Annotated in this window: 45 protein-coding genes; 38 read left to right on the top strand and 7 right to left on the bottom strand. The window is 68.7% G+C overall.

What is annotated here, in order from left to right:
* Positions 1-63: 63 nt before the first annotated feature.
* Together ACZ3IJ_RS24715 and ACZ3IJ_RS24710 are read right to left on the bottom strand one after the other, a co-directional pair.
* Positions 64-1,518 carry a phage integrase SAM-like domain-containing protein gene (locus tag ACZ3IJ_RS24715; protein ID WP_467471556.1) on the bottom strand — a complete coding sequence of 485 codons (1,455 nt, stop codon included), beginning with the start codon at positions 1,516-1,518 and terminating at the stop codon, positions 64-66.
* Between the two features lie 438 nt (positions 1,519-1,956).
* Complete coding sequence (locus ACZ3IJ_RS24710; RefSeq protein ID WP_467471553.1) at positions 1,957-2,388, bottom strand: hypothetical protein; 432 nt, start codon at positions 2,386-2,388, stop codon at positions 1,957-1,959.
* Between the two features lie 180 nt (positions 2,389-2,568).
* On the opposite strand from ACZ3IJ_RS24710, the gene ACZ3IJ_RS24705 reads away from it, so the two are divergent.
* The 31 genes from ACZ3IJ_RS24705 (at position 2,569) to ACZ3IJ_RS24555 (ending at position 18,925) form a co-directional block, all read left to right on the top strand.
* Positions 2,569-2,811, top strand: a complete 243-nt coding sequence (locus ACZ3IJ_RS24705; protein WP_467471551.1) for a helix-turn-helix domain-containing protein — start codon at positions 2,569-2,571, stop codon at positions 2,809-2,811.
* A gap of 2 nt (positions 2,812-2,813) precedes the next feature.
* Positions 2,814-3,092 (top strand): helix-turn-helix domain-containing protein, encoded by a 279-nt coding sequence (locus tag ACZ3IJ_RS24700; protein WP_467471549.1) that lies wholly within the window; start codon positions 2,814-2,816, stop codon positions 3,090-3,092.
* Positions 3,093-3,191: 99 nt separating this feature from the next.
* The gene (locus ACZ3IJ_RS24695) at positions 3,192-3,473 is read left to right on the top strand and encodes a hypothetical protein (protein ID WP_467471547.1); all 282 of its coding nucleotides are present in this window, start codon (positions 3,192-3,194) and stop codon (positions 3,471-3,473) included.
* Positions 3,470-3,721, top strand: a complete 252-nt coding sequence (locus ACZ3IJ_RS24690) for a hypothetical protein (protein WP_467471545.1) — start codon at positions 3,470-3,472, stop codon at positions 3,719-3,721. Before ACZ3IJ_RS24695 ends, ACZ3IJ_RS24690 begins: the two co-directional genes overlap by 4 nt.
* Positions 3,718-4,020 (top strand): hypothetical protein, encoded by a 303-nt coding sequence (locus ACZ3IJ_RS24685; RefSeq protein ID WP_467471544.1) that lies wholly within the window; start codon positions 3,718-3,720, stop codon positions 4,018-4,020. The genes ACZ3IJ_RS24690 and ACZ3IJ_RS24685 overlap by 4 nt, the downstream gene beginning before the upstream one ends.
* Positions 4,017-4,637, top strand: a complete 621-nt coding sequence (locus ACZ3IJ_RS24680; RefSeq protein WP_467471542.1) for a hypothetical protein — start codon at positions 4,017-4,019, stop codon at positions 4,635-4,637. Before ACZ3IJ_RS24685 ends, ACZ3IJ_RS24680 begins: the two co-directional genes overlap by 4 nt.
* Entirely contained in the window at positions 4,634-5,155 is a 522-nt protein-coding gene (locus tag ACZ3IJ_RS24675) for a hypothetical protein (protein ID WP_467471541.1), read from the top strand. The genes ACZ3IJ_RS24680 and ACZ3IJ_RS24675 overlap by 4 nt, the downstream gene beginning before the upstream one ends.
* Positions 5,156-5,324: 169 nt before the next feature.
* A complete protein-coding gene (locus tag ACZ3IJ_RS24670; RefSeq protein WP_467471539.1) occupies positions 5,325-5,552 on the top strand; it encodes a hypothetical protein in 228 nt (75 codons plus the stop codon).
* A gap of 88 nt (positions 5,553-5,640) precedes the next feature.
* A complete protein-coding gene (locus ACZ3IJ_RS24665; protein ID WP_467471537.1) occupies positions 5,641-5,928 on the top strand; it encodes a hypothetical protein in 288 nt (95 codons plus the stop codon).
* Entirely contained in the window at positions 5,904-6,050 is a 147-nt protein-coding gene (locus ACZ3IJ_RS24660) for a hypothetical protein (protein WP_467471536.1), read from the top strand. Before ACZ3IJ_RS24665 ends, ACZ3IJ_RS24660 begins: the two co-directional genes overlap by 25 nt.
* Before the next feature lie 116 nt (positions 6,051-6,166).
* On the top strand, positions 6,167-6,961 hold the full coding sequence (locus tag ACZ3IJ_RS24655) for a hypothetical protein (RefSeq protein ID WP_467471534.1): 795 nt from the start codon (positions 6,167-6,169) through the stop codon (positions 6,959-6,961).
* A gap of 112 nt (positions 6,962-7,073) precedes the next feature.
* Positions 7,074-7,319: a hypothetical protein gene (locus ACZ3IJ_RS24650; RefSeq protein ID WP_467471532.1), complete on the top strand. Its 246-nt coding sequence runs from the start codon at positions 7,074-7,076 to the stop codon at positions 7,317-7,319.
* A gap of 97 nt (positions 7,320-7,416) precedes the next feature.
* Positions 7,417-8,259, top strand: coding sequence for a PD-(D/E)XK nuclease-like domain-containing protein (locus tag ACZ3IJ_RS24645; RefSeq protein ID WP_467471530.1), 843 nt, complete (start codon positions 7,417-7,419; stop codon positions 8,257-8,259).
* A complete protein-coding gene (locus ACZ3IJ_RS24640; RefSeq protein WP_467471528.1) occupies positions 8,256-8,900 on the top strand; it encodes a hypothetical protein in 645 nt (214 codons plus the stop codon). The genes ACZ3IJ_RS24645 and ACZ3IJ_RS24640 overlap by 4 nt, the downstream gene beginning before the upstream one ends.
* Positions 8,897-9,235: a hypothetical protein gene (locus ACZ3IJ_RS24635; RefSeq protein ID WP_467471526.1), complete on the top strand. Its 339-nt coding sequence runs from the start codon at positions 8,897-8,899 to the stop codon at positions 9,233-9,235. The genes ACZ3IJ_RS24640 and ACZ3IJ_RS24635 overlap by 4 nt, the downstream gene beginning before the upstream one ends.
* Positions 9,232-9,414, top strand: coding sequence for a hypothetical protein (locus tag ACZ3IJ_RS24630; RefSeq protein ID WP_467471525.1), 183 nt, complete (start codon positions 9,232-9,234; stop codon positions 9,412-9,414). Before ACZ3IJ_RS24635 ends, ACZ3IJ_RS24630 begins: the two co-directional genes overlap by 4 nt.
* Positions 9,415-9,416: 2 nt before the next feature.
* Positions 9,417-10,271 (top strand): hypothetical protein, encoded by an 855-nt coding sequence (locus ACZ3IJ_RS24625; RefSeq protein WP_467471523.1) that lies wholly within the window; start codon positions 9,417-9,419, stop codon positions 10,269-10,271.
* A gap of 35 nt (positions 10,272-10,306) precedes the next feature.
* Positions 10,307-11,167, top strand: coding sequence for a hypothetical protein (locus ACZ3IJ_RS24620; protein WP_467471521.1), 861 nt, complete (start codon positions 10,307-10,309; stop codon positions 11,165-11,167).
* On the top strand, positions 11,151-11,747 hold the full coding sequence (locus ACZ3IJ_RS24615; RefSeq protein ID WP_467471520.1) for a DnaA ATPase domain-containing protein: 597 nt from the start codon (positions 11,151-11,153) through the stop codon (positions 11,745-11,747). Before ACZ3IJ_RS24620 ends, ACZ3IJ_RS24615 begins: the two co-directional genes overlap by 17 nt.
* A 5-nt stretch (positions 11,748-11,752) precedes the next feature.
* On the top strand, positions 11,753-13,138 hold the full coding sequence (locus tag ACZ3IJ_RS24610; RefSeq protein ID WP_467471895.1) for a DnaB-like helicase C-terminal domain-containing protein: 1,386 nt from the start codon (positions 11,753-11,755) through the stop codon (positions 13,136-13,138).
* Positions 13,138-13,401 (top strand): hypothetical protein, encoded by a 264-nt coding sequence (locus ACZ3IJ_RS24605; RefSeq protein ID WP_467471518.1) that lies wholly within the window; start codon positions 13,138-13,140, stop codon positions 13,399-13,401. The genes ACZ3IJ_RS24610 and ACZ3IJ_RS24605 overlap by 1 nt, the downstream gene beginning before the upstream one ends.
* A gap of 14 nt (positions 13,402-13,415) precedes the next feature.
* Positions 13,416-13,664, top strand: coding sequence for a hypothetical protein (locus tag ACZ3IJ_RS24600; protein WP_467471516.1), 249 nt, complete (start codon positions 13,416-13,418; stop codon positions 13,662-13,664).
* A 46-nt stretch (positions 13,665-13,710) separates the two neighbouring features.
* Positions 13,711-14,790 (top strand): hypothetical protein, encoded by a 1,080-nt coding sequence (locus tag ACZ3IJ_RS24595; protein WP_467471514.1) that lies wholly within the window; start codon positions 13,711-13,713, stop codon positions 14,788-14,790.
* Between the two features lie 55 nt (positions 14,791-14,845).
* Positions 14,846-15,178, top strand: a complete 333-nt coding sequence (locus tag ACZ3IJ_RS24590) for a hypothetical protein (RefSeq protein WP_467471513.1) — start codon at positions 14,846-14,848, stop codon at positions 15,176-15,178.
* Between the two features lie 77 nt (positions 15,179-15,255).
* Positions 15,256-15,984: a hypothetical protein gene (locus tag ACZ3IJ_RS24585; protein WP_467471511.1), complete on the top strand. Its 729-nt coding sequence runs from the start codon at positions 15,256-15,258 to the stop codon at positions 15,982-15,984.
* Positions 15,985-16,179: 195 nt separating this feature from the next.
* A complete protein-coding gene (locus ACZ3IJ_RS24580; RefSeq protein WP_467471510.1) occupies positions 16,180-16,521 on the top strand; it encodes a hypothetical protein in 342 nt (113 codons plus the stop codon).
* Positions 16,518-16,994, top strand: a complete 477-nt coding sequence (locus ACZ3IJ_RS24575) for a hypothetical protein (protein ID WP_467471508.1) — start codon at positions 16,518-16,520, stop codon at positions 16,992-16,994. The genes ACZ3IJ_RS24580 and ACZ3IJ_RS24575 overlap by 4 nt, the downstream gene beginning before the upstream one ends.
* Positions 16,991-17,173 carry a hypothetical protein gene (locus ACZ3IJ_RS24570; protein ID WP_467471507.1) on the top strand — a complete coding sequence of 61 codons (183 nt, stop codon included), beginning with the start codon at positions 16,991-16,993 and terminating at the stop codon, positions 17,171-17,173. Before ACZ3IJ_RS24575 ends, ACZ3IJ_RS24570 begins: the two co-directional genes overlap by 4 nt.
* Positions 17,173-17,418, top strand: a complete 246-nt coding sequence (locus ACZ3IJ_RS24565) for a helix-turn-helix domain-containing protein (protein WP_467471505.1) — start codon at positions 17,173-17,175, stop codon at positions 17,416-17,418. Before ACZ3IJ_RS24570 ends, ACZ3IJ_RS24565 begins: the two co-directional genes overlap by 1 nt.
* Positions 17,419-17,601: 183 nt before the next feature.
* Positions 17,602-18,231, top strand: a complete 630-nt coding sequence (locus tag ACZ3IJ_RS24560; RefSeq protein WP_467471504.1) for a hypothetical protein — start codon at positions 17,602-17,604, stop codon at positions 18,229-18,231.
* A gap of 34 nt (positions 18,232-18,265) precedes the next feature.
* Complete coding sequence (locus tag ACZ3IJ_RS24555; protein WP_467471502.1) at positions 18,266-18,925, top strand: PDDEXK family nuclease; 660 nt, start codon at positions 18,266-18,268, stop codon at positions 18,923-18,925.
* Here the strand turns inward: ACZ3IJ_RS24555 and ACZ3IJ_RS24550 are convergent.
* From ACZ3IJ_RS24550 to ACZ3IJ_RS24530, 5 genes are all read right to left on the bottom strand, one after another.
* Entirely contained in the window at positions 18,922-19,119 is a 198-nt protein-coding gene (locus ACZ3IJ_RS24550; RefSeq protein WP_467471501.1) for a hypothetical protein, read from the bottom strand. The genes ACZ3IJ_RS24555 and ACZ3IJ_RS24550 overlap by 4 nt on opposite strands.
* A gap of 76 nt (positions 19,120-19,195) precedes the next feature.
* Positions 19,196-19,480 carry a hypothetical protein gene (locus ACZ3IJ_RS24545; RefSeq protein ID WP_467471499.1) on the bottom strand — a complete coding sequence of 95 codons (285 nt, stop codon included), beginning with the start codon at positions 19,478-19,480 and terminating at the stop codon, positions 19,196-19,198.
* A 442-nt stretch (positions 19,481-19,922) separates the two neighbouring features.
* A complete protein-coding gene (locus tag ACZ3IJ_RS24540) occupies positions 19,923-20,330 on the bottom strand; it encodes an NUDIX hydrolase (RefSeq protein WP_467471497.1) in 408 nt (135 codons plus the stop codon).
* Positions 20,327-20,956 (bottom strand): NUDIX hydrolase, encoded by a 630-nt coding sequence (locus tag ACZ3IJ_RS24535; protein ID WP_467471496.1) that lies wholly within the window; start codon positions 20,954-20,956, stop codon positions 20,327-20,329. The genes ACZ3IJ_RS24540 and ACZ3IJ_RS24535 overlap by 4 nt, the downstream gene beginning before the upstream one ends.
* Positions 20,957-21,111: 155 nt before the next feature.
* A complete protein-coding gene (locus ACZ3IJ_RS24530) occupies positions 21,112-21,456 on the bottom strand; it encodes a hypothetical protein (RefSeq protein ID WP_467471494.1) in 345 nt (114 codons plus the stop codon).
* A 91-nt stretch (positions 21,457-21,547) separates the two neighbouring features.
* Here ACZ3IJ_RS24530 and ACZ3IJ_RS24525 point away from each other — a divergent pair, with 91 nt between their 5' ends.
* From ACZ3IJ_RS24525 to ACZ3IJ_RS24495, 7 genes are all read left to right on the top strand, one after another.
* Positions 21,548-21,829, top strand: a complete 282-nt coding sequence (locus ACZ3IJ_RS24525) for a hypothetical protein (protein ID WP_467471492.1) — start codon at positions 21,548-21,550, stop codon at positions 21,827-21,829.
* On the top strand, positions 21,826-22,053 hold the full coding sequence (locus ACZ3IJ_RS24520) for a hypothetical protein (protein ID WP_467471490.1): 228 nt from the start codon (positions 21,826-21,828) through the stop codon (positions 22,051-22,053). Before ACZ3IJ_RS24525 ends, ACZ3IJ_RS24520 begins: the two co-directional genes overlap by 4 nt.
* A gap of 94 nt (positions 22,054-22,147) precedes the next feature.
* Positions 22,148-22,378: a hypothetical protein gene (locus ACZ3IJ_RS24515; protein WP_467471488.1), complete on the top strand. Its 231-nt coding sequence runs from the start codon at positions 22,148-22,150 to the stop codon at positions 22,376-22,378.
* A 3-nt stretch (positions 22,379-22,381) separates the two neighbouring features.
* Complete coding sequence (locus ACZ3IJ_RS24510) at positions 22,382-22,537, top strand: hypothetical protein (RefSeq protein WP_467471486.1); 156 nt, start codon at positions 22,382-22,384, stop codon at positions 22,535-22,537.
* 26 nt (positions 22,538-22,563) lie between these two features.
* Positions 22,564-22,773 carry a hypothetical protein gene (locus tag ACZ3IJ_RS24505; RefSeq protein ID WP_467471484.1) on the top strand — a complete coding sequence of 70 codons (210 nt, stop codon included), beginning with the start codon at positions 22,564-22,566 and terminating at the stop codon, positions 22,771-22,773.
* 21 nt (positions 22,774-22,794) lie between these two features.
* On the top strand, positions 22,795-23,013 hold the full coding sequence (locus ACZ3IJ_RS24500; RefSeq protein WP_467471483.1) for a hypothetical protein: 219 nt from the start codon (positions 22,795-22,797) through the stop codon (positions 23,011-23,013).
* A 62-nt stretch (positions 23,014-23,075) separates the two neighbouring features.
* Positions 23,076-23,288, top strand: a complete 213-nt coding sequence (locus ACZ3IJ_RS24495) for a hypothetical protein (protein ID WP_467471482.1) — start codon at positions 23,076-23,078, stop codon at positions 23,286-23,288.
* Positions 23,289-23,317: the final 29 nt, after the last annotated feature.

The following is a 23,317-nucleotide window of genomic DNA, read 5'->3' as shown; positions in this document are numbered from 1 at the left end:
CACGCTGACCTGCACTAGACCGTTCCCGTCATGCACCAGTGGGAAACAACTGGGAAACGGGAACTACACGCTGGCCAGCAACCGTCGTCGCGCCTGAAGCACAGAGTTCCTGAGCGAGCCCGGCCGGATCTCCTCCACGCGCGCCAGGACGTGTTCGGGATCGGTGACCCCTTCGGCGAGCAACTGCCGGACGAGCGTGCTGATGGAAGCCACGGCGTTCCGCCTCACAACCCGCTCGTCCCGGACCGGCCGCACCCTCAGCTCCGCAGGCAGAGCCTCCCAGCGGGCCTGCAGAGAGCGCATGATCTGCTGCTCCATCGCGACAGTCAGGTTGCTGTACGTCCCCTCGACGCCCTGCAGTTCGTGACCCATGCGGGCTTCGACGGCGTACCTCGGGTGCCCGTCCTCGTCGAGCCACTCCTTGTGCCCGTGCCGCACCAGGTACTGCCGTTTGCCGGCGAAGCGCTCCACCGGCTGGAGCTCCTCGCGCCACAGCTTCGGCCCGGCCGACGGGGGAGCGCCGTCGGCCACGGGACGCCAGTACTCGCGCGTGAACGACACCGCGCCCAGGCTCCCTCCCTCGATCGCAGGGAACACCCAGGGGGAGTCGTGCGAAGCCAGCAGAGCCTCGAGCAGCGACGCGAGGAAGGGCGGGATGACGAGCGTGCGGAAGCTGTCGTACTTCGGGGGATAGAAACTCAGCGTGCTGTCCTCGTACTGGACTTGCCGCTCCACCCGGATCGCCGGCAGCAGGCCCCCGCCAGCGCCGTAGCGCTGCAGGTCATCGTCGTAGCGCTCGGACTCGGCCGGGTCGAGCCGGAGGTCAGTCTTGGGCCAGTGCGGAAAGCAGTACTCGCGCGTGAGTCCGTACAACTCGGCCGGCCGCATACCCGTCATCGCCATCGTCCACGTATAAACGAAGCCGGCGAAGCCCCACCGGATGTCCGCGTTGTGGGCCAGCTGTGCCACCGACTGCACAGCCATGTCGCGCTTCCGCTCACGCGGCTTCCGCTTGTACTTGCCGCGCCTGCTCTGTCGCTCCACGGGCGCCGACTTGAGGAGGCCAGCTTTGACCGCGTCATCCATGACCGTGGCGAAGGTGCTGAGGATCTGCGTCTGACTCTCGGTGCCTAGCGGCACGGCGGCCAGGTACTTCTTGAAGGCCCGGTGGTCCAGGATAGTCAGCTCACTGACAGGGCGGTCCTTGAAAAAGGCCTTGATGTGCTTGACGCGCCACCGGTAGTTCCGGATGGACAGGTGCCGGAGGTCGAGGGACTCGAACCACTGCTGCACCCACGCGGAAGTGGATGTGGCGCCGTCCCGGTTGCTGATGTGCGTGCCGTGCCGGATCTCGTACAGCTTGTCTTGGCCGTGCCTGTAGGCCGCGCCCTCGTCGACGAAGCCGCCCTTGGACTCGTAGCGCTTGCGACCCGAGGGCAGAGTCTCGCCAGTCCACCACTTCACACGGCAGGTTCCGCCGCGCCACTCGACATGGATGTACTGATCGACTTGGGCCATGAGTCACCCTCCTCTGTGCTGGCGAGGATGCGGTGTCCGGCAGTACCCGCTGCCGGACCTCCGCATGACCATGATCTCAGTCAAGGTCGCGGACAAAGCAACCTCGACAGTCGTCACAGTTCCCTCCGAGCGTCCTCACCAACTCCCGCATGGTGCTTCGTGCTTCGTCGCGGGCCTGCGGTTGGCTAGGGACGGCGCAGACGATCCCGTGGTCGGTCTTCAGGGCCTGGCCGTTGAAGCCGGGTCCGTAGTCGACTATGAGCGCGTCTCGATACAGCATGGCTCCCCCTAGATCCGGGCGGTTGCGGGAGCCTCCAAGGACGTGTTCTGACTCTGCCACGTCTTGTGCAACTTGGAACCACTTGAACGGAAAGTAGCTGGTCCGTTTTTCTCAGTATCTGCACAAGCGGAAAAGGTTGTACGACTTTCGGCTTAGTTTCAGTCGCCGAGCAGCCCGTTCTTGCGCAGGTCTCGCACCACGCGGTCGCTGAGCTCCCGGACCTGTTCGACCGTCAGGCCCTCGGTGGTGGCGATCGCCGCCAGCTTTACGACGTCGCGCACCTCTTCATCGATCATCTCGGGCGGGATCTCGCTGATCACTACGCCGGGCGTGGACTCGGACGGCGTCACCGGAATCGGCTCCTTGCCCTCCCCGATGGCGACGAGGCTGCCCGGTGCCCACTCGAGCAGCACGTCGACCTTGACGTAGTTCATGACGCGGATCGGCAGGCCCTTCTCGACCCTCTGCCAGGTCTTCTTAGAGGTGCCGCCGGCGGCAGCGTTCTTGTCGTTGAGGGCCAGTCCGAGCTGTGCGCGACGCTTGCGCGCTCGCTCTGCGATCCGGCCGAGGTCGAGGTCACTGGGTGCCATGGTGCCCATATTGGCAGGACTCGCGGGGACCAGCCAGGACTGGGGTCACTTTCCGACCCAACTTGGCCCATCGTTTACGCAGCTCAAAGGGCATGTAGGGGTGCCTCGTGTCCACAGCCGGGCACTTACTTACCCACTAGGAGCTAGACGGGATGGGTAGCTAGGGGTAGCTTCTTAGTCATGCACCAACCCGGAGCCACCTTCCAGGTGGATGGGGCGGCCATACGCAAAAAGCGCATGCAAGCGGGGATCGAAACCGAGCAGCTCGCCGAGGCGGTCGGCATCACAGCCAACTACCTCAACAAGCTCGAGCGAGGCGCCCGCAGGCGCTTGAGGCCCTCCAAGTACGTGCGCCTTCGAGCCGCTCTGAACGCTACCGACACTGACCTTCTCGCCTCCAGCGAGGCACAACGAAAGGACTAGGAGTGGCTGCCTACGGTAAGCCCACCAAGCCCGAAGACCCGGACGCCCCGTACCTCAACCCCGCCGAGGCTGCCTGGGTGATGCGGTGCAGCGTCAAGACGATCTATCGGCGGATCAAGGACGGCATGCCTCACAGCCGCGCCGTCGACAACGGCAACATCCTGATCAGCCGCGAAGACCTGGACCACCAGTACAGGGCCCACCGGGTCGAGCCGACCCCGCTCCGCCGCCCGCGCCGTGCAGCTGGCCGGCCCGCGAAGCAGACCCCCATCGCCGCCTAGCCGGCTATGCGGGCCGCCGCCGGTGTGTCAGAGCCCGACGGACGGCCCTCCGAGAGCCACCCCTCCACCGCAATCACCTGCGAGAGAGAAGAGGACCCCGTGTCCCGAGTATCCCCCGGCTTGCCGGAGATCGTCCAACAAACCCCGGTCGTAACCGACTCCAAGGATCTGCTGGTCTCCACCGTTCGGATCGGTGGCGGCTACTACGACACCGTCGTCTTCGACGAGAGCCCCGAGAAGCGCCACGCCGGGATGATCCTGGGCGGCTTCGTCATCAACCACTCCTCGAAGAAGGCCGGTACCCGCGAGGCGGCCATGGAGCAGCATCGTGCGGCACTGCGGGCGGCCCGCAACGAGGAGCCCAAGGCGGTGACGTTGTGATCGCCCTTCAGCTCCCCAAGGTCCCCATGCCGGAGCGGGTCTTCGAGCTCGTGATGAGCGGGATCCCCGAGGCCGCTTGTGAGGCGCTCTACGCCGCCGAGGACGCCAAGCGCGAGGTACTTCGCTACCGCCCCCTGGCCTGCGACGAGGACCGCGCCGACCGCGAGATGGCCCTCGGCCTCATCGCCCGCGAGAACAAGGTCCTCGCCAAGTACGACCCGCGCTTCATCGTGCGAGGTGCCGCATGAACGACTCCCGCAACCTGCTGAACGCCCTCCTCGCGGCGCCGCCGTTCATCCCCGAGCTGCACGCGGACGACTGCGACAACCCGGCCTGTGTCCGGTGCGAGCCGGAGCCGGCGGCCAACCCGATCGAGCGCCTGGATGTCACGCAGGCCGACCTCGAGCAGCAGATCGCCGAGACCCGTGCCAACGTCCTCGCCGCCCACCCTGACCCCGACGGCGCCCACTGGGACCTCATCCACGAGTGGCTCGACATCGACCCCGACCTCCGCGGTCGCGACTACAGGACCGGAGGAACCCGATGAGGGACGAGTACGCCGAGGCCGCCGCCCGCTTCCAACGCGAGGCCGGCAGCCCCCGAATGGAAGTCAAGCTGGACCAGGGCTTGCACCGGCATCTGCGGTTCACCAGCGGCGAAAGCTCCCTCTACTGGTGGGACCTGATCACTTGGCCGTACAACCTCATTGTCAACGGGTCACACGGCAGCTACCACTTCTGCCGGTTCGGCCCCGACACCGAGGACATGTTCCACCTCTTCCGCGGCTCGCGGTCAGGCAGGTCGATCAACCCTGACTACTGGGCCGAGAAGGTCCGGGCGGGCAAGATCCGGGTCTGGTCGGAGACCAAGTTCCGCGCCTGGGTTGCGGAGGAGTCCGCCGCACTGGAGCCGCGATACCCCGGCGTCACCGCAGAGCTGACCGCCAAGGTCCTCCAGTCCGACGATCACAACCTGGAGTACGAGGAGTGCGCTCGCGTAGCCCTCGCCAACTTCTCCTTCGGCCATGCACGCATCCGCTTCCCGGACGCGTGGGAGCTCAAGTTCGACGAGTACCACTGGCAGTACCTGTGGCAGTGCCACGCCATCGTCGCTGGCATCAGCCACTTCGACGCGGTCCGCCAGGACGAGGCGGTGGCGGCATGAGCGACTACCGCGCGAAGCTCGAGCGGGCGAAGGTCAAGGGCCAGAAGCAGGCCGACGCTTGGAACCAGAAGTACTCGGTCGGCACCCGTGTCATCGCCTACCCCGACGTCCGGCCCGAGTATGACGCGGCGGAGGCGGCTAGGACCCGCCTCGTCACCACGACTCGCACCCCGGCCTGGATCCTCGGCCACGGCGAACCGATCGTCTCCGTCCACGGCTACGCCGGCGGCATCACCCTGGAACACGTCGACATCGATCACGACAGCCCGCCCCGGGATGGTGAGCTGCTGGCCCTCACGCTGACGGCCAAGACGCTGACCCGGATCGACAACTGGCTCGACAACCTCGGCGTGTTCGCGAAGGCCTACTGGGAGTACGTCGACGGGAAGCTCACCGTCACCGGCCTCCGTATCGGCTCGGACTACGCGGACCGGGTGGTCGCCAAGTACGGCGACCTGATCATCCGCCACACCGACGGATCCTTCTCCGTCCGCACGCCCGAGGTGGTGGAGTCATGAGCGAGGGCGTAGACCTCACGACTGATGAGCGGTATTCGTTCTGCTCGCACGGAGTCCTTGTCGCGGGCCCGGTCAGCGACAACGTGTTCATGACCGTCCATCCGTGGCCGTGCTCGGCGCCTGGCTGTACACGGGCCCGCTTCGAGCAGTCCCTCGACGAGGCCGTCTCATGACCCCGCAGGCCGGCATCGTCTCGGAGCTCCTGTGCGAGCTGCCCGCTGCCAGGCAGGAGATCCGGCAGACCATCTGCTCCGGACTCCTCCGCGCACTCGACCTCGTCGAATCGGTACAGGCTGCACGGACCGCCGCCGACTACGCCACATCGGACGCTGCCGGCCACGTCGATCACCTCAACGACTGGGCCCGCCGAGTCCTCGGACCGGAGGCCATCACATGACCCGCGCCTGGCTGGCCGTCGCCGCCACTGCCGCCGCATCCGCCGCGCTCCTGGCCCTGGGGCGCCACCTCAACCGTGGGGGAACCCGATGAGCGTCGACGACGACAGCAAGATCCTGAAGGCCGCACCTCCGAGCTCCGACGACTGGGACGACGCGACGTGGGCGGCGTGGTGCCGGTTGGTCGACCGCGTCCACCGAGACCGGCGAGATCGCGTGGCACGCCTGGAAGCCGAGAACGAGCAGCTGCGTACCGAGCTCAACGAGGTGCGCCACGAGAACCGCGACCTGACCCGCGCACTCGGGCTGAACGAGGAGGCCGCGGCGCGATCGAGACCATCGTCCGCTGTCCGATGCCGCGCTGCAGCGTCAACGTGAAGCCCGGCCCGGCCGCGCAGGACGCCATGACCGAGCACCTCATCAGCGCCCACGGCCTGCCCGAAGTGTCGGCCAGCTACCAGGCCGCGCTCCTCCTGCCCGTCACCACACGGGCCGCCTGAACTCGCCGGGCCGGCGGTGCGGACTCACCCGCCGCCCCGGCGCACAACCGCCCAAGCAGGACGCCCCGTCGAGGCGAAGTCGACGGGGCGCAACCCCAGCATCCCACGGAGGACCCGTGACCCAGATCAGCTTCAACCTCGACCAGGCCAACGAAGCACTCGACCAGTTCCTCAACGACGGCGCCCGCGAGCACAACGGCCGCCGCATGAGCCGCAATGTCCTCGACGCCAAGGGCGACGCCTGCCTCGCCGTCATCCTCGACCCGGCCGAGCACCGAGAACTCCTCGACGCCTACCGAGCCTTCCAGGACTCCCAGCAGCCGAAGGACGACGCCGACCTGCCCGCCGGCTACCGGCCCTACCTCCACTCGCCAAACGCCACCACCGACCGGCTCCTGCCCACAGAGCCTCTCCGCGCACCGCTTGCGTGGTCTATGTTCCGCAAGCCCTTCGACGAGCTGACCCAGGGCGAGCAGGACCAGGTGACCGGCGCTGCCATCGGCTGCCTCATCCGCACAACCCTCGACCCAGACAGCCAGGGCGCCGTCCCAATCCTGATGATGAGCCACGCCGAGGACGACCCGGAGCCCCGCCAGTTCTGGCAGCTCGCCTACAAGACCGACGTCGACGGCCTGTTCCTGCGGGCCACGTCGAACGGCTTCTTCGGCGAGGAGTGGGCGATCGTCACCGGCGGCGGCTGGAAGCTCTTCAGCGGCTGGTGGTCCCGCGACGACGCAGCCCGAGCTGCGGCAGCGATCGGCCGAGTCCTGCCCTTCATCGACTGGATGTCCGCCACGCCGGACGCCTTCACGAAGAAGTCCCGCGAGGCGCTCCTGCAGGTGCTGCGCAGGTACCACGTGACCGGCCTCCGTGAGGACCAGCCGGACCCCGAGCCGCTCACCGCCGGCTGACCACAACCCCATAGACGGCGCGTCGATCCCCCAGATCCGCGCCAGCCAGGCCCGCCCCCGCGAGCCCCCGTCCAGGGGCGGGCCTGGTCAAACACACCCTCAGGAGCCCGACATGGACAGCATCACTAGGGACGTCGCCCGCGTCGTCCTATGGCACTACGGCGCCGAAGGAGGCGCCCAGCCCGGCACCTACACCCGCCTCCTCGTGCAAGCCGTCGCGCACGCCGACCGCAAGCACACCGAGATCCTCCGCAACGGCTACCCGGCCCTCGTCGCAGCGATGGCCATGGCAGGCAACGACCCGGATGGCATCGCCAAGCTGCAGCAGATCGCGGGTGTCGGCGAGGTGGCCGCGTGATCGCCTGCGTCCGCTGCCAGAACACGGCCGGCCCGTTCTCCCGGCAGCCCGAGGGCCCGGTTTGCGAAGGCTGCCTCGACGAGCAGGACGGCGAGCAGTGAGCGCCGGGGTCGCCGTCCTGGACGGGATGAGCGCCGACGAGTACCACGCCGACGACTCGCTCTCGTCGACCGGTGCCCGCAAGCTCCTCCCGCCCTCCTGCCCCGCCCAGTTCAAGTACGACCGCGAGCACCCGCCGGCGCCGAAGAAGGAGTTCGACTACGGCCACGCCGCACACAAGCTAGTCCTGGACGACGGCCCCGAACTCGCTCTCATCGACTACGCCACCTACCTCGGCGGCAAGGCCAAGGCGGAACGCGACGAAGCCCGCGCTGCGGGCATGGTGCCGCTCCTGCGCCACGAGTACGAACAGGTCGAGGCGATGGCCGCCGCGATCCGCCAGCACCCCGTGGCCGGGCCCCTGTTCAAGCCCGGCAGCGGCATCGCCGAACGGTCCATTTTCTGGACCGACGAGACCACCGGCATCCGACGCCGCTGCCGACCGGACTGGCTGAAGGAACTGCCCGGCCTCACGATCTGCGCCGACTACAAGACCACCACCGACGCCAGCCCCGAAGCCGTCAGCAAAGCCATCCGGGACCACGGCTACCACCAGCAAGACCCCTGGTACCTCGATGGCCTCGCCGCAGTCGGCGTCACCAACGCCCGCTTCGTCTTCGCATTCCAGTCCAAGAAACCGCCCTACCTGGTCACCGTCCGCGAACTCGACGAACTCGCCCGAAGCATCGGCCGCGCCAAGAACGAGCGCGCTCTCCGCCTCTACGCCGAGTGCATCGCCACCGGCCAGTGGCCCGACTGGACCGGTCCCGCCGACGACATCCCCGTCATCTCCCTGCCCCCGTGGGCGTCCATCAAGGAAGCCGAGGAGTACCTCCAGTGAACGAACTCGCCATCCCCGACCCCACCGGGCAGATCGAGCAGGCCAGCGGCCAGAACCTCGAACCGTCCATGGACAGCGACCTCATGCAGTGGGTGCAGGACGCCCGGCAGGCCGCGCTCGTCGCCCAGTCGCTCGCCAAGACATCGTTCGTCCCGGCGTCTCTTCGTGGGAAGCCCGACGACATCACGGCCGCGATTCTCGCCGGCCAGGAGCTCGGCATGAAGCCGATGGCGACTCTCAAGTCCATCGACGTCATCCAGGGCACCCCCGCGCTCCGGGCCCACGCCATGCGGGCCATCGTCCAGTCCCACGGCCACGAGATCGAACTCGTCGAGTCGACCCCGGAACTGTGCCGGATGCGGGGCCGACGGAAGGGCTCCGAAGCCTGGCAGGAAGTCACGTGGGACATCGCCCGCGCCGAGCTTATGCAGCTCACCGGCAAGGCCGAGTGGAAGAAGCAGCCGCAGACCATGCTCGTCGCCCGCGCCACGGGCGAGATCAGCCGCCTCGTCGCCTCCGACGTCCTGCACGGCATGCCCTACGCCGCCGAGGAACTTGCGGGCGTCGCCCACGCCGAGATCGTCGAGGACAAGCCTCGCCTCTCCATCGCCGAACTCGCCGGAGAGGGGCAGACGTCATGAACTCCATCCAGCCCGCCCTCGACGGCACCGTTCCCGAGCAGCCGAAGGCCCGGCCGCGCGCCGAGGACTACGAAACGTGGCTCGCCCAGGTGTGGCCCAAGTACCTCGAGGCAGCCGCCGTCGGGCGGACGTTCACCTGCTTCGAGATAGCCGACGAGAACAAGCTGCCCGAGCCCCCCGACTCCGCACACCACTGGGGGCGGCTCATGACCCTCCTCAAGGACGAGGGCTACATCCGGACCGCGGGCTGGGCCTGCAGTGACCGGCCCACCGTCCACCACTCCGGCGTCCGCACCTGGAAAGGCACCGCAGCAGCAAGGCGGGCAGCCGCATGATCCCCGCCCCGGCCGGCATCACTCTCGTCATCCTCGTCGCCGTCGCCATCGCGGTCACCATCCGCCGGATCCGCCGGGCCGATACAGCCGCCATCGCCGCCTTCCAGACCCGCGAATCCCTCGCCATCTGCGAAGCCATCTGGAACCTCCCCACCACCCCGCAGCGGAAGGAGAAGTAGCAATGGGACGCACCGGCCCCCTCGTCGACGCAGAACCGGCACGACGCCACGTTCGGGAACTCATGGCTGCCGGCGTCGCCTACGCCCGCATCGCGCAGGCTGCTGGAGTCGCCACCTCGACCATCAACCACATGCTGTACAGCCGCCACAACCGGCCGCCTACAGCCCGACTGAACCACGACAACGCCCGCCGCATCCTCTCCGTCACCGCAGCGGACGTCGTCACCGGCCTGGTGGACTCGACTGGTTCCGCCCGCCGCATCCGGGCGCTCATGGCTGTCGGCTGGCCCCCCATGCACCTCGGGGCAAGCCTGCACACCCACCCCCGCTACGTGAGCGAAATCCACCGGTCCACCCGCGTCTACGCCTCCACGGCACACGCCGTCGCTGTCGCCTACAACAAGTACTGGGACAAAGACCCCCAGCGCTTCGGAGTCAGCCAGCAGGCCGCCAACCGCTTCCGCAACTACGCCCGAGTTCATGGCTGGGCACCGCCCGCAGCGTGGGACGAAGAGACCATCGACGACCCGAACGCGCACCCCGAGTGGACCGGTCACTGTGGCAGCGACCGCGGCTGGTGGACCCACCGCATCGAGCAGATCCCAATGTGCGAGCGCTGCCAGACCGCACACGACGAATGGCTGCAGGAGCGCAAGCACCTCGCACCCGTCGAGCGCGGCAGGGCCCTCGGCAAGGCCCGCGCCGCAGCGTCCAACCGCGGCGCCGCCATCGCCGAAGACGGCCGCGAGCTCATGCGCTACGGCGCCGACTACGAGGTCGCCGCCCAGCGCCTCGGCATCAGCCGGCAGCACCTTCAGCAGGAGCTGTGCCGCCACCCCGAACAGACCGCCGCCTAGACCACCCACCGCCTTAGCCAGAGAGAAGACGACACATGGGCTACGAGCTCCGCCGGCAGCTGCGGGAAGCGCTCGGACCGGACATCACCGGACTGCAGCGTGCCGTGGCCCTCGAGATCGCCGACGACGCCAACGACGTCACCCGCGAAAGTATCGCGCTCCTCGAAGACCTCGCCCGGTGGGCTGGCGCTAAGAGCACCGAGGTTGTCCGGAACGCCCTGAAGCGGCTTGCACAGGACGGTTGGGAGTTCCGCGTCGCGATCGGCAAGGGCAAGGACGGCCGCATCCTCTACGCCGTACCCGGCACCCGGATGACGTTCCGTGTCCCTTCATTCGAAGGGGGAGCCGGGGCTACCCCTAAGGGGGAGCCGGGGCTCACTCAAGGGGGAGCCGGGGCTCACTCTGAACGAGCCACGGCTACCCCTTCGGACGGGCAAGGGGGAGCCCCTGCTCATTCAGAAGGTGCCGGGGCTCATTCAGAAGGTGCCGGGGCTCCCCCCTACTCCTCAGACCCCTCAGACCCCTCAAAGAGAAGTAATAGAGAGGCCGCAGCCCGAGCCGGGGCTACCCCTTCGCCAGCAGAGCGTGACCACCACCTGACGAAGTTCGGCGCCTTCTGGTTCAGCTACCCGAAGAAGAAGGCCCGCGAGGAAGCCAAGAAGGCATGGATCGCCGCCATTGAACGCGGCGCAGACCCCGACCACCTCGTCGCTGCCGCCACGGCCTACGGCCAAGAGCGCAAGAACCAAGACCCCAAGTACACGAAGTACCCGGCCACCTGGCTGAACAAGGGCTGCTACGACGACGAGCCCGACGCCACCCCGCCGGCCGCTCCCAACAACCCGCAGCACAACGACTGGACCATGGAGGACTTCCACAGTGGCTTCGCCAGCTGACAACCACGACGCAGATCAGGAATGGCTCCGCGACCGCGCCACCGCCTTCCTCAACCGCGTCGACGCGGCCACCCCCGCCCTCTACCGCCGGCCCGTCCCCGTACCCGAGACCGTTCAGGCTTGGGCCGAAGGGCGCACCACCACCGGGCTCGCCATCGTCGGCCTCATGGGCCGCGGCAAGACGCACCTCGCCTGGCAGGCCGCCCGCCACTGGGTGACCGCACGGGTCGCCAAGCCCGGCATCCCCAGCGTCATCACGTACCGGGCGACCGAACTCTTCGACAGGCTCCGGCCCGACGCCCACACCAACCCCTACACCGTCCTCGAAGAGGTCAAGAACGTCGGCCTGTTCATCCTCGACGACGTTGCTGCCGCCAAGCCCACCGTGTGGACCCAGGAGCGCCTGTACGAGCTCATCGACGAGCGCTACACCGAACAGCGGCCCCTGCTCATCACAGCGGACGTGCCGCCGAAGAAGCTTGGCGAATGGGTCGGCCCCCGCGTCGCCTCTCGACTTACTGAGATGTGCAGCGTCCAGGTGCTCGACGGCCCTGACTACCGTGCGGCGGTGGCCCAGTGAACGACATGTGGCCCGAGGAGGAGGAGCCCCAGGGGCGAGACGTCTTCAGCCGTCCCGCCGACGTCCTCGCTGAGAGGATTGTGGCCGGCTCGGTCATGGCGCGCCCCGACCTCATCGACGAACTCGCCGCCGATTTCGACCCCGCCGACTTCACCGAACAGCGCTGCGCCTGGATCTGGCACGCAGTCGACGAAATCCGCAACAGCCTCACCGACGGCAAGATCCCGTGGCACGAGGTCTCGATCCAGCTCAAGAAGTGGCAGGCCGAGAAGTATCTGCCGATCGTGCCCTACGACGACGTCGAACTGTCCCGGGTCTACATGGAAGCCGAACCGGCATCCGCCGCCTGGTACGCGGGCCGGATCAACCGGATCGCCGAACGCAACCGAACCCTCGACCTCAGCGCGCGCGCCCGGACCCTCGCCCTGTCGCCCAGCTTCGACCGCGACCGGGACCTGGCTGCACTGCAGCAGCAGTTCGACGCCATCATTCGCGGCCAAGCCGGCAACACGCCCCGCCCCCTCGCCGAACTGCTCGGCGACGCGCTTGAGAGGGCAGTCACTCCCCGCACCAATGAGAACCGGATCCCGACCGGCCTCGCCGACCTCGACGCCCTCACCGGCGGAGGCTTCTCGCCTGGGCGGCTGATCATCATCGGCGCCCGCCCCGGCGTCGGCAAGACCACCGTAGGCCAGGGATTCGCCCGCGCCGCAGCCATCACGAACAAGATCCCCACCCTGTTCACCAGCCTCGAAATGGGCGAGGACGAAATCCTCGAAGGCATCCTCGCCGCCGAATGCCGCGTCCCGCTGAACCACATCAACACCGGAACGACGAGTGACGCCGACGCGTTCCGCCTGGCGAAGGCTGCGGGCCGGCTTGCCGAAGCCCCCCTCTACGTCGATGACGCGACGAACGTGTCCCTGCCCTCACTCCGTGGCCAGGTCCGCAACCTCGTTCGCACCGCCGGCCTGCGCATGGTTGTCGTGGACTACCTGCAGCTCATGCAAGCACCCAAGGCCGAGAACAGGCAGGTCGCCGTCTCCGCCCTCTCCCGAGGCCTGAAGCTCATGGCCAAGGAGTTCGGCATCACCGTCGTCGTCCTCTGCCAGCTCAACCGGGCCTCCGAGCAGCGCTCCGACAAGAGGCCCACCATCGCCGACCTGCGCGAGTCCGGAGCGATCGAGCAGGACGCCGACATGGTGATCCTCCTGAACCGCCCCGACATGTACGAGCCCGAATCCCACCGGGCTGGCGAAGCCGACCTCATCGTCGACAAGCACCGCGGCGGACAGCGCACCACGATCACCGCCGCCTGGCAGGGCCACTACGCGCGGATCTTCGACATGGCCTACACCCCGTCCACCCCCCAGCAGCAGGAGGCTGCCTGATGTCCACCTACCTCGACTCGTGCGGCCGCTGCCTGATACCCGTCACCCCTGCCGCCGGCCTCAGCGACGGCGACTCAGGCCTCGTCTGCGGCTATCGCTGCCCCAACTGCCGTGGCGTGTGGACCTGCTCGTGGATGACCGTCCCCGGCCGCATCGATCCGCCGTCGCACACCGCCGACCCTCACGTGGCCGCCGTCCTGCACGAGCAGGCCGCCATCAACCGGTCGCACAAGAAGCCCGCCCGCGACACCCCCGCCGCCTGACCCAGGAGACCCACATGCCCGACATCCGCATCGCCATCGCCACCGCAGCTGGCCCGGCCCACCCCAGCCGCTACGCCCACACCGACATCGACGGCGACCGACTCCTCATCAGCACCGCCCTCATGCCCGGCAACGCCCCCGGCATTTACTTCCGCACCGACCCCAACGGCTCCTCCGTCCCCCTCACCGACCTGCCTGCCCTCATCGCTCAACTCCAGGTCATTGCCGACGTCGCACAGGCCGAAGCCGACGAGCAGGCCTGACCGCCCGCTGATCCGGTTCCACCACCACACACACAGGAGACCCACCGTGACCGAGCCCACTCTGCGGCTGCTGTCCCTCGGCGCCGGCGTCCAGTCCACCACCCTCGCCCTGCTGTCCGCCGCCGGCAGCCTCCCCAAGCTCGACGGCGCAATCTTCGCCGACACCGGCTGGGAGCCCGCCGCCGTCTACACCCACCTCGACCGCCTGGAGCAGGAGGTCCTGAAGCCCGCCGGGATCCCGCTGTACCGGGTGTCGACCGGCAGGATCCAGGACGACGTCCTCGATCCCGACAAGCAGCGCTCGCTGCCCGCGCACACGCAGGACCCCGAGACCGGCGACCGGGGCATGCTCAACCGGCGCTGCACCCAGACCTACAAGCTGACCCCGATCCTGCGGCAGGTTCGCCTCCTCCTCGGCGCCACCCAGTCCGACCCGACCCCGTGCCGCTACTGCGACGGCACCGGCCGGCGCATCGCCCCCTGGCGCGCCAAGCTCGACGACCACACCCCCGGCGCGTGCTCCGTCTGCACCGGCACCGGCACCCTCGCCCGCGTCGGGCAGCCGCCCAAGGGCGTGTGGGCCGAGCAGTGGGTCGGGTTCTCCACCGACGAAATCGGCCGCGTCTCCACCCGCGCCGACACCCGCTACTCCCAGTCCCGGCACCCGCTGCTGGAGCTGAACATGTCCCGCACCCAGTGCGAGGCGTACCTGAAGCACCACGGCTGCACCTCGGTGGAGAAGAGCTCCTGCAAGGGCTGCCCATTCCACGGCAACGCCGAGTGGCGCCGAATGAGGGATACCTGCATCTGCGGCCATCACCGATCCGCACACAGCCTCGAAGGCATGCGGGACTGCCCAGGATGCGACTGCCCCGGCTTCCAGACCCCGGACTGGGATGAGGCCGTCGCCTTCGATAAGGCGTACCGCACCGGGCCAGGCCTGCGGCACCAGCGCTTCTTGCACATCAGCCGGCTGCCCCTCGACCAGGCGCCGATCGACAAGATCCGGCCGTCCGAATGGCGTCAGGACGACTTCTTCGACGCCGTGTACGACGCCGAACTCGCCGAGAACGGCGACCCCGACGGCTGCTCGCCCTACGCCTGCCGCTCCGGCCACGCCGCCTGACCGCCTCGTAGCCGTCTGCCGGCCCGCCCCACCCGAACCCACGAAGGAGCACCACATGTACCCGACCCTCTTCAGCACCCCCGGCGTGAAGGACTTCGCCGAAGCCATCGACGCCGAGCGCGCCCGCCAGATCGCCAAGTTCGGCGACCAGAAGCACCCCGACGGCACCGGCATCACCGAGGACCGCGAGCGAGCTGACCGGGCCCGCCACACCTGCGAGTCCATGGCTCGCCTGGGGCAACTCACGTGGCGCGACATCCTCCACGAGGAAGTCCAGGAAGCCTTCGCCGAGTCCGACCCGGCCAAGCTGCGCGCCGAGATGCTCCAGGTCGCCGCCGTCTGCGCCGCCTGGGTTTACGACATCGACCGCCGCACGCACGAGTCCTGAGCACGCAACGGCCCGCCCCGCACGAAGGAAGCGCGCGGGGCGGGCGTCACCCCGACCCTACCCAGCCAGGAGAGACCATGACCGACTACCCGCCCACTGACGACCGCCTCCGCCACCTCGTCGCCCAGGAGATCAACCCGAGCGTTGACTCTTGGAAGCTCGCGTTCTCCATCGCCAACGACATCGTCAACAGCCACGAGTTCCGTGCCGAGCTGGACCGCATTGCGGCCGCCCACTCCACGGGTCAGCCGTGCGGCGATCGGAACTGCCCGCGCTGCTTCGAGGCGCAGCTCGCGGCCGGGGTTCGGGACGCCGCCCGCCAGGCCGCCGGACAACCCGCCGCCCAGACGCCGTCCAACTGTGGACTGCCCCACCCCGACTACTCCGAGACGCTGTGCACTCGATCCCCCGGCCACGACGGGCGGCACGGTGGAGCGTTCATCATGTACGGGAAGTCGGTTGGCGGCGCATCGTGGGTCAAGTCCACCCCCGCCGTCGGGGGGCAGGACGCCACACCGCCGGCCGACCGCGCCGTCGACCCGCTGGCCGGTCACGCCACCGAATACCGCGTGCCCGTCGCCGAGAACGGCGGCACCACCCTCCTCGTCCGGCGCCAGGCCTTGGCCCACGGCGACGGATGGGCCGCGACCATCTCGGCATACGGCGGCGGCCGCGCCTGGACCACCGAGGGCTGGCAGGAGTCCATCAGCGCCCTGTCCGTCGACCGGCTCTTCTGCTGGCCCGACGCGGTGACTGCCGTGACCGAAGCCCGCCGCGCACTCACCAACGCCGAGGCCACCCCGTGAGCGGCTGGGCATGGGCCGCCCTCGCCTGGCCCACCACCGCCGTCCTCGCCACCGCCCTGCTCGCCCGCATCGGCTACGTCCTCAAGAAGCCCCGCCGAGGCCCCCGATGATCGCCGTCCTCGCCTTCGTCGCCCTCACCGTCACCCTCGCCGGCCTCCCCTGCGGCCACTGGACCCACCACCCCAGGAGCACCCGATGACCCAGCCCAGCCCTCTCAACCCGTTTGTTCCCATTGGAGAACCCCGCCCCCTCGGTGGCCAGACCTGCGACTACAAGCCCCGCACCGCCACCGACGTCTGCGGCAAGCCCGGCACCTGGCACGTCGCGTGGGACCTCGACCCCCTCGACAACAGCGTCACCTGCGACGAACACATGGCCCTCATCCAAAGCCGCTGGGTCTACGTCGACCGGCACCCGGTGGGCCCCGACTGCACCATGCCCGGAGGGCTCTGGGAGTTCAGCGACAGGTGGTGCGTAGTCCCCGACGACCACCCCGCCCTCGCGGTCGCTCGTGGCATCAGCGGAGACGCCCGATGACCGACCCCACGCCCGCCGAGCAGCTGCTCAACCTCGCCGACAGAGCCGAACGCCACCAGCTCACCGGGGCCGAAGCCGCACGGCTCCGCGAAGGGATCAACGAACTGGTGCTCCTCATCCGGCTGAAGGACGGGCTGCACCGGAGCGCCGAGGCCGCCCTCGAACGCGTCCGCAAGGCACTCCACGGCATCAGCATCGACATCGGCCGCCACCGAGGCACCAGCGACCCCGAGACGCTCGGCTACCACCTCGGACTCATCGACGCCGACCGGCAACTCCGCGCCGCCCTCGACGAGCAGCAGGAGCAGCAGCCCACCCGCCAGCACCACTACTTGTCCACCGGCTGCCTCCACGGCCAACACGACTACTGCCAAGGCAAGACCGGACAGGCCGGCCCGAAGCGCCCCGCGGAGTGCAAGTTCTGCGCCGCGCCGTGCCGGTGCGACTGCCACAACCTGGAGCGGCAGACGTGAGCGCGATTCAACCGCCGCTCTTCCTCGACGGCTGGGAGGCGGAGGCCGACGCACATGCCGGCCGCCGCCCCCAGCCCCGCCGACGGTGGGCCCGCCACGTACCCGCCGACCACGGCCGGTCTTCGGCCAGACCGCAGATACCCGAACGACCCGTCGTGAACGTGATCAGGAGCCTCTGATGAGAGATCCCCGCCCGCTCACCCCGCGGCAGCGAGAGGTCCTCCTCCTCGCCGCCAACGGCAACACCAACGCTGCGATCGCCGCGTGGCTGGGTGTCGGCCATCACACGATCGCCGAGATCCTCACGGCCGCCTACCGCCGGCTCGGCGCCTCCGACCGGGCTCAGGCCGTCGCGATCGCCCTCGCGGTCGGCGAACTCGGCGTCCACCAGATCCACATCCCGCAGCAACACGAGGCGGCATGACCGACCGCACCCGCACCTAGCCCCTGAATCAGAACAGGCCCGAGAAGGCCCCTGGGTGCCCGTCTAAGCGCCGAACTCCCGCCCGGCGCACTCCGCGACGTCGGGCCCCGAGAACGTCAGCGAGGGCCGCAGCCCCGCCGAACCGACCAACCGCCCCGCCCGCACCGCCGCAAGGAGAGAGCCGTGAACGACTTCCCCGCCTGCACCCGCTGCGCCTACGACCTCCGCGACGACGAGCTCGGCCGGCTCCTTTGCTCCCGGTGCGAGGACCGCGTCGGACAGCAACTTGCCGCCATCCAGGGGCCTCGGGGCCTGTACGCCCAGCTCGCCCACCACCTCCAGCGCGGCAGCGGCAGCGGTGGGCCTGCGGTCTCGGGCAGCAAGAGCGCACCAGCGCCGCTGCGGGTCGATGTGCTGTCGCTGCAGTGCGCCGGCGGCGCCGTCCTTGGCCCGCTGGAGACTTGGGTCCGCGACTGGGAGGAGCAGGAGCACGCTGAGCTCAACGAGGGCGGGACGCTGCAGCAGCGCGTCGACCACGCGTGCCGGACGCTCCGCTTCAACCTCGCCTGGTGTGCCGGGAATCATCCCGCGGCCGATGCTTTCGCGAGCGAGGTCGCGCTGATCCACCGGACTCTCCAGGGCATCACCGCCGGCGAGAAGCCGGCCCGCAAGCTGTACGCCCAATGCCCCTGCGGCGGTACGTTCCCGTTCACCCTCGCCACCCACGGCGAGACCTGCCGACGCTGCGGCACCGAATACGGGCACGGGGAGATCATGCGGATGCAGCTTGCGGAGAGGCGGGCTGCGGCGTAGGACTATGGGATTCGCTCGCAGTTGAGGAGGGGTCTTGCCCATCCAACCGATCCAGACCTGGTACGCCGACCACCACTTCCGGTCCCGACTGGAAGCGAGGTGGGCAGTCTTCTTCGACTCGCTCGGCATCCAATGGGAGTACGAGCCGCAGGGCTACCGTGTCGGCCCCGAAAGGCGGCCTTACCTGCCGGACTTCTGGCTTCCCAAAGCGAAGCTGTGGGTTGAAGTCAAGGGCGCCGAGGAGCATCTGGACATAGAACTGCTCCTGCACGCGTGCCTCACCGAAGACGGGCTGCCGCGGTCGGCTGAGCCATACACCATCTCGGAGCACGAGGTTCGCATGCTCGTTCTCGGCCCGCTCGGCCGCGGGGTCGAGGTCGTCCGGCACCAGAAGACGAAGCAGTACCTTGGCTACGTCCAGCCCACTCACGGTGCGATCGTGACCCGTAAGGGCGAGTACTACCAGGCGGACGCCTCCTTCGAAGCAGGCGGAGTTCGCGTGGACGTCGTGGATCGCTCATTCGGAGATGACAGTCCTCAGGTTCACTGGGAAGGCCAAGGGACTGCCTGGGGCAACTTCGTAGGCGGAGGGGCCCTGCTCAGCGACGGAGCGGTGGACGACGCCGTGGTTGACGCTTATCGGGCGGCGATCTCCGCGCGATTTGAGCACGGGGAGTCGGGGGCATCCCGCTAGCCTTCCGCCGGCAGCCGCATCGCCAGATCCCCGGCCAGCCGGCCCGCAGCCTCACCCCGCGGTGTCAGATCCAGCGACTCCAGCAGCTGCAGGTACGACACCGCCTCCCGGGCCTCCGCCGCCGTCAGCAACGGCAGACGCGGGGCATCGAGGGCTGGGTCGGGGGCAGGGGCGGTGAAGGTCTCGTAATCCATGCCGGAACAACCGGCCAGCAGCAGGTCAGGACACGACGAAGCCCGCCACCCGTTGGGGTGGCGGGCGCCTTTGCGTTCAGAGGGCGAACGACTCGACCGTCAACGTCGCAGGCAGCGGAACGAGTGATACACCCAGCGCCTGACCGAGGAGCACTCGTGCAACTGCGTCGCGTTCAGCCGCTGATCGACCGCGCGGCATGAGTAGGGCGATCCCCGCTGGCGACAGGTGCGCGGCGCCGAAGAACTCGACGTCGTCGATCGAAGAATCGATCAGGCAGGCCCCGGCCTGGTCGAGCAGGGACTCGAGAGGGTGTGTCGCTAAATCGGCAGGGCTGGGCTTGAGGCCCTCAGCTACGCTCACGGAGGAACTCCGATTCTGACTGGGTTGGGATTCCTTGATCAGCGAGTTGCACCTCGCTGGTGCTTCACCGGCCGGGGCCTGACCGCCCCGGCCGTTCTGCTGCCTGGCCAATATGCACGTGTAGGCCGAGGTGTTGGGCCAGATCCGGATCATCCGCCGTACCGCTTCGGACCTGCGGTGACCGTCGACTTGACCGACTCGGTAGGATTCGTCGCGCTCCCCTCCATCTCGCGCGGCCGACCATTGGCCAACGATTAGAGCGGCTGGAAAACACCGCCCCGCGACCCAGGTGGCGCAGCCGCTGTGAGACCACTCTGGAGCCTGCGAGGGGTCTCTTTCTACGCTCAATATTTATTAATAATTCGAGCGCCAATAATTGCTGCCGTGAGACAACAGAAGGCCTCACCGGCTTCCCGGCGAGGCCTTCATCCCGCTGCCGGCGTCAGGCGCCGAGCGTCTCATCCAGGTACTCCTGCACCGGCTCGAAAAGCCCCCACGGTACGTAGTCGGGGATCTCTGCCAGTCGGATCCATGCGACCTCGGCCAGCTCCTCCTCGTCCGCGACCCGGGCCTCGCCCCCGACGACCTCGCACGCGACGTAGGACATGTGCCGGCCGGTCTGCGGGTGGACCCGGGCACCGAGGGAGTGGACGGCCTTCACCTCTAGGTCGACCTCCTCCGCGGTCTCGCGCACGGCAGCCTGCTCTGGGGTCTCGCCCTCCTCGATACCGCCGCCGGGGAATGCCCACAGGAGCTTCCCCTCTCGCTCCCGCCGCCGGATCATCAGCACGCGGTCCCCGTCCGTGATGATCGCGGTGGAGATGCCCTGCTCAGTCGTCGTCTCGGTCATGCCAGCGCCTCCAGGATCGGCGGATAAATCTGCTGTTCAGGGATGAAGCGGGTCAGCTGCGACCGCGGCACCCACGCCACGTCGCTGTTCTCGTCGGCGTCGCGGTTCTCCGCGTCGCCGAGCAGATACTCGGCCAGGTGGTACTCCACGAGCACCCCAGTTTTCGGATGGACGCGCTCGCCGAGGAACTGACGGACCGCGCACCTGACACCCGTCTCGGCGCGCGTCTCATCGACAGCCACGGTGGCCCCAGCCCGGCCCGGCTTCACGGTGCCAGCCGGGAACTGCCAGGAGAGCGCGTCGTCGCCGCGTCGGCAGACGAGGAGGACATCCTGTTCGCGGGTCACCACAGCGACCGCGACGCGGAATGCTTGGGCGTGAGGAGCGGCCGGTCGGGGCCGAATGAGTAGGTCGAAGCGCTGCTTGGCCTCCACAGAGGCGCGCTTGTATGCGGCGTCCAGCAGCCGCTGGACATCCGAGCGAGGCCGCCCGTCGTGGCTGCTATGCCACTTGCCTACTGTGCGAACTGATACCTCCACGAACTCGGCGAACTGCTCCTGAGTCATGCGAAGTGCCTCCTGCAGGAAGCACGCTCGCCGACCGTCCCATGCGTCGATCACGTCCACTATCCGGCCTCGGGTGAGTCGTGGGCGGGGAAGTGCTGACAACGTGCAGGCCCAATGCCGACTGCGTGCCGACCTGGGCAAAAGAGCGCTGGGGAGTGCTGACGCCGCTCATGGTTCGGTAAGCCGCTGGCGGCTTGACTCGAAGGCATGAGCTCTTACCCAGCGCCCTCTTCGGCGGCAGAGCGTTCTGCGGCCACTCGATCGGCGATCTTGCGAGCCCACTCCCTGCTGTACGGACTGTGCTCCGCGATCGAAGTGAGGGGGACGCCGGCCGCCCGAGCATCAGTCACCAGGTCGTCCAGCGTCTTGCGGGCGCGCTCGTAAGCAGCCGTCGCGCGGTCCAGCTGGCGCAGCCAGGGCTGCCGATCCTTCTCGTCGAGTCTCGTGGGCGTCGGGGTCATGTCCGGAATCGTCTCATGGCGGACTGCCAACTGAATAGCCGCGCCACGGAAATCAGATCCGCCAAGTTTGTTGCACTCGAAGACCGCGCCGTGCATCATGGGGGTGCCAAGAAAGTTTGCAGCCCCGCCCGGTGCGCCAACACCAAACGGGGCCTAGGCCGCACGCCCTTCACTACAAGGGAGTACAACCGTGAGCACCACTGTACCTAGCGGGACCTGCACGAACGACCCCGCCCCGCTTACCATCGGTCGGCTTCTCGCGGCTCCGCTTCCGGAGCTGCTGGAGACGTCGGGTGCCGAGATCATCGACTCGTCGATCACCGATGCTCACTTCTACGGCGCCGCGGTCCAGCACCGTAGCGGGCGCATCCACCTGCACCTGCCGACGAACCGGTCGGCCCAGGAGCGGGACCTCATGGTCCGCACCCTCGTCGGCCGGCTGATCGCCGAGACGCATGGCGGTGCCCGATGAGCGCCCCCGCGGTCGAGGCCGTCGCCCCGTCCCGTCGCCGGATCGCCGTCGGCAGGAAGACCGGCCGTGGTCCGTTCGTGGTCGAGATGCCGGACGTCGACGAGGCCGCGCACGCCGCGCTGGACGAGCTGTTCCGCCAGCGCCAGGAGCAGTCCCGTATCGCCGAGAAGGCGGCTGAGGACGCGAAGTACCAGGCTGACTGCCTGCTCGCCGCCCGCCGCTAGCACCCCCTAGACCGCCGGGGTCGGCGGTACATCCCCCTGCCGCCGGCCCCGGCAACCCACCCCATCCCGCACCTCTGCCACGAGGAGATTCGCCATGCCGCTCACCCTGATCCCGTCCGATGGCCCGTCCGAGCAGGCCCTCGCCGAGGCTGAGGCCGCCGTCCGCGCCGGTGTCGTCGCCGACTACCTGACCGCTGTCCGCACCGGTGACCGACTCGGCCAGCTGTCTGCCGAGTACCTCGCCGCCCAGATCGACGCCGCCACCTCCGACGGCCCCCGGCTCCTCGACGAGCTCGCCGGCCTCACCCAGCCCGCTGCGGCCTGAGTCATGGCGCAGGACACCTGCCCGCAGTGCGAGGAGCACGCCGAACTCCACCGCGGCAACTGGCTCGGACTCGGCGACCAGAAGACGCCCTGCGGACCGTGCGAGGACCACGCCCAAAACGGCTGCCCCGACCAACGGAAGAGCTGGAGCTGGTGGTAGCCCACCCGCCTACGAAAGGACCCGTCATGCGCTACGCCCGCCATCTGATCCCCGTCTTCGCGCTTCTCGCGCTCGTCGCCCTCGGCCTGAACCTCGGCCCGACCCTCGCCCGGATCGCCAACATCAGCGAGCTTCAGGCCGGCCTCATCTTCGGCGCCGTCATGACCTGGGCCGTGTTCCAGATCGACGCGCTGGCCAGCAGTGCCAAGCCCGAGCCCAACAACCCGCAGAACTAGCCAACCCGGAAGGAGCCCGCCATGGGCCTGTTTAGCCGCTCCGAGTCGAAGAAGGACGACGACGCCCGCACCACCCGCATGCTCCAGGGGCTGGAGGACGCCTACGCCCAGCGCACCGGCGACCCGGTCGACGGCGGCGAGCTGAGCCGCTTCGAGGAGGTCGTCCTCGAGGGCGCTGCGCCCCGCTACGGCGACACGTATCCGCCGGCCGGTCACAGCTACCCGAAGCGGCGGCGCTGACCGCCATTCCCGCCTGACTCCGGCCCCGCCGATCCCGGGGCCGTCACCCAAGGAGAACCGTCATGCTGCGCCGACCCGCCGCTCTCTGGCTCACCGCCCTCATCGCCTTCCTGATCGTCGTGGGCATGTGGCCCGCCGCGATCGCCCCGATCACCCTCGCCACCTCCGGCCTCGCCGCCGTCCTCGCCACCATCCCCGGGCCCGTCTACCTCCTCGCCGGCGCCATCGCCTGGCTCAAGTACCGGCCCCAGCCCAAGCCCCCCGCCACCGCCTAGCCCTCTGACACTCGGAAGGAGAGATCATC

The organism is Streptomyces sp. NPDC013317, from assembly GCF_055563155.1.
The sequence above is the reverse complement of the archived record's forward strand: the minus strand, read 5'-3'. Positions and strand labels throughout refer to the sequence as shown.

Coding starts and splice junctions, on each gene's coding strand:
- ACZ3IJ_RS24675 (WP_467471541.1), top strand. CDS start 4,634: ATGAGCGACTACCGCGCGAAGCTCGAGCGGGCGAAGGTCAAGGGCCAG.
- ACZ3IJ_RS24580 (WP_467471510.1), top strand. CDS start 16,180: ATGACCCAGCCCAGCCCTCTCAACCCGTTTGTTCCCATTGGAGAACCC.
- ACZ3IJ_RS24630 (WP_467471525.1), top strand. CDS start 9,232: ATGATCCCCGCCCCGGCCGGCATCACTCTCGTCATCCTCGTCGCCGTC.
- ACZ3IJ_RS24635 (WP_467471526.1), top strand. CDS start 8,897: ATGAACTCCATCCAGCCCGCCCTCGACGGCACCGTTCCCGAGCAGCCG.
- ACZ3IJ_RS24520 (WP_467471490.1), top strand. CDS start 21,826: ATGAGCGCCCCCGCGGTCGAGGCCGTCGCCCCGTCCCGTCGCCGGATC.
- ACZ3IJ_RS24610 (WP_467471895.1), top strand. CDS start 11,753: ATGTGGCCCGAGGAGGAGGAGCCCCAGGGGCGAGACGTCTTCAGCCGT.
- ACZ3IJ_RS24605 (WP_467471518.1), top strand. CDS start 13,138: ATGTCCACCTACCTCGACTCGTGCGGCCGCTGCCTGATACCCGTCACC.
- ACZ3IJ_RS24530 (WP_467471494.1), bottom strand. CDS start 21,456: ATGATGCACGGCGCGGTCTTCGAGTGCAACAAACTTGGCGGATCTGAT.
- ACZ3IJ_RS24515 (WP_467471488.1), top strand. CDS start 22,148: ATGCCGCTCACCCTGATCCCGTCCGATGGCCCGTCCGAGCAGGCCCTC.
- ACZ3IJ_RS24620 (WP_467471521.1), top strand. CDS start 10,307: ATGGGCTACGAGCTCCGCCGGCAGCTGCGGGAAGCGCTCGGACCGGAC.
- ACZ3IJ_RS24500 (WP_467471483.1), top strand. CDS start 22,795: ATGGGCCTGTTTAGCCGCTCCGAGTCGAAGAAGGACGACGACGCCCGC.
- ACZ3IJ_RS24585 (WP_467471511.1), top strand. CDS start 15,256: ATGACCGACTACCCGCCCACTGACGACCGCCTCCGCCACCTCGTCGCC.
- ACZ3IJ_RS24505 (WP_467471484.1), top strand. CDS start 22,564: ATGCGCTACGCCCGCCATCTGATCCCCGTCTTCGCGCTTCTCGCGCTC.
- ACZ3IJ_RS24625 (WP_467471523.1), top strand. CDS start 9,417: ATGGGACGCACCGGCCCCCTCGTCGACGCAGAACCGGCACGACGCCAC.
- ACZ3IJ_RS24495 (WP_467471482.1), top strand. CDS start 23,076: ATGCTGCGCCGACCCGCCGCTCTCTGGCTCACCGCCCTCATCGCCTTC.
- ACZ3IJ_RS24715 (WP_467471556.1), bottom strand. CDS start 1,518: ATGGCCCAAGTCGATCAGTACATCCATGTCGAGTGGCGCGGCGGAACC.
- ACZ3IJ_RS24680 (WP_467471542.1), top strand. CDS start 4,017: ATGAGGGACGAGTACGCCGAGGCCGCCGCCCGCTTCCAACGCGAGGCC.
- ACZ3IJ_RS24665 (WP_467471537.1), top strand. CDS start 5,641: ATGAGCGTCGACGACGACAGCAAGATCCTGAAGGCCGCACCTCCGAGC.
- ACZ3IJ_RS24650 (WP_467471532.1), top strand. CDS start 7,074: ATGGACAGCATCACTAGGGACGTCGCCCGCGTCGTCCTATGGCACTAC.
- ACZ3IJ_RS24510 (WP_467471486.1), top strand. CDS start 22,382: ATGGCGCAGGACACCTGCCCGCAGTGCGAGGAGCACGCCGAACTCCAC.
- ACZ3IJ_RS24660 (WP_467471536.1), top strand. CDS start 5,904: ATGCCGCGCTGCAGCGTCAACGTGAAGCCCGGCCCGGCCGCGCAGGAC.
- ACZ3IJ_RS24670 (WP_467471539.1), top strand. CDS start 5,325: ATGACCCCGCAGGCCGGCATCGTCTCGGAGCTCCTGTGCGAGCTGCCC.
- ACZ3IJ_RS24540 (WP_467471497.1), bottom strand. CDS start 20,330: ATGACCGAGACGACGACTGAGCAGGGCATCTCCACCGCGATCATCACG.
- ACZ3IJ_RS24565 (WP_467471505.1), top strand. CDS start 17,173: ATGAGAGATCCCCGCCCGCTCACCCCGCGGCAGCGAGAGGTCCTCCTC.
- ACZ3IJ_RS24550 (WP_467471501.1), bottom strand. CDS start 19,119: ATGGATTACGAGACCTTCACCGCCCCTGCCCCCGACCCAGCCCTCGAT.
- ACZ3IJ_RS24705 (WP_467471551.1), top strand. CDS start 2,569: ATGCACCAACCCGGAGCCACCTTCCAGGTGGATGGGGCGGCCATACGC.
- ACZ3IJ_RS24590 (WP_467471513.1), top strand. CDS start 14,846: ATGTACCCGACCCTCTTCAGCACCCCCGGCGTGAAGGACTTCGCCGAA.
- ACZ3IJ_RS24575 (WP_467471508.1), top strand. CDS start 16,518: ATGACCGACCCCACGCCCGCCGAGCAGCTGCTCAACCTCGCCGACAGA.
- ACZ3IJ_RS24600 (WP_467471516.1), top strand. CDS start 13,416: ATGCCCGACATCCGCATCGCCATCGCCACCGCAGCTGGCCCGGCCCAC.
- ACZ3IJ_RS24685 (WP_467471544.1), top strand. CDS start 3,718: ATGAACGACTCCCGCAACCTGCTGAACGCCCTCCTCGCGGCGCCGCCG.
- ACZ3IJ_RS24710 (WP_467471553.1), bottom strand. CDS start 2,388: ATGGCACCCAGTGACCTCGACCTCGGCCGGATCGCAGAGCGAGCGCGC.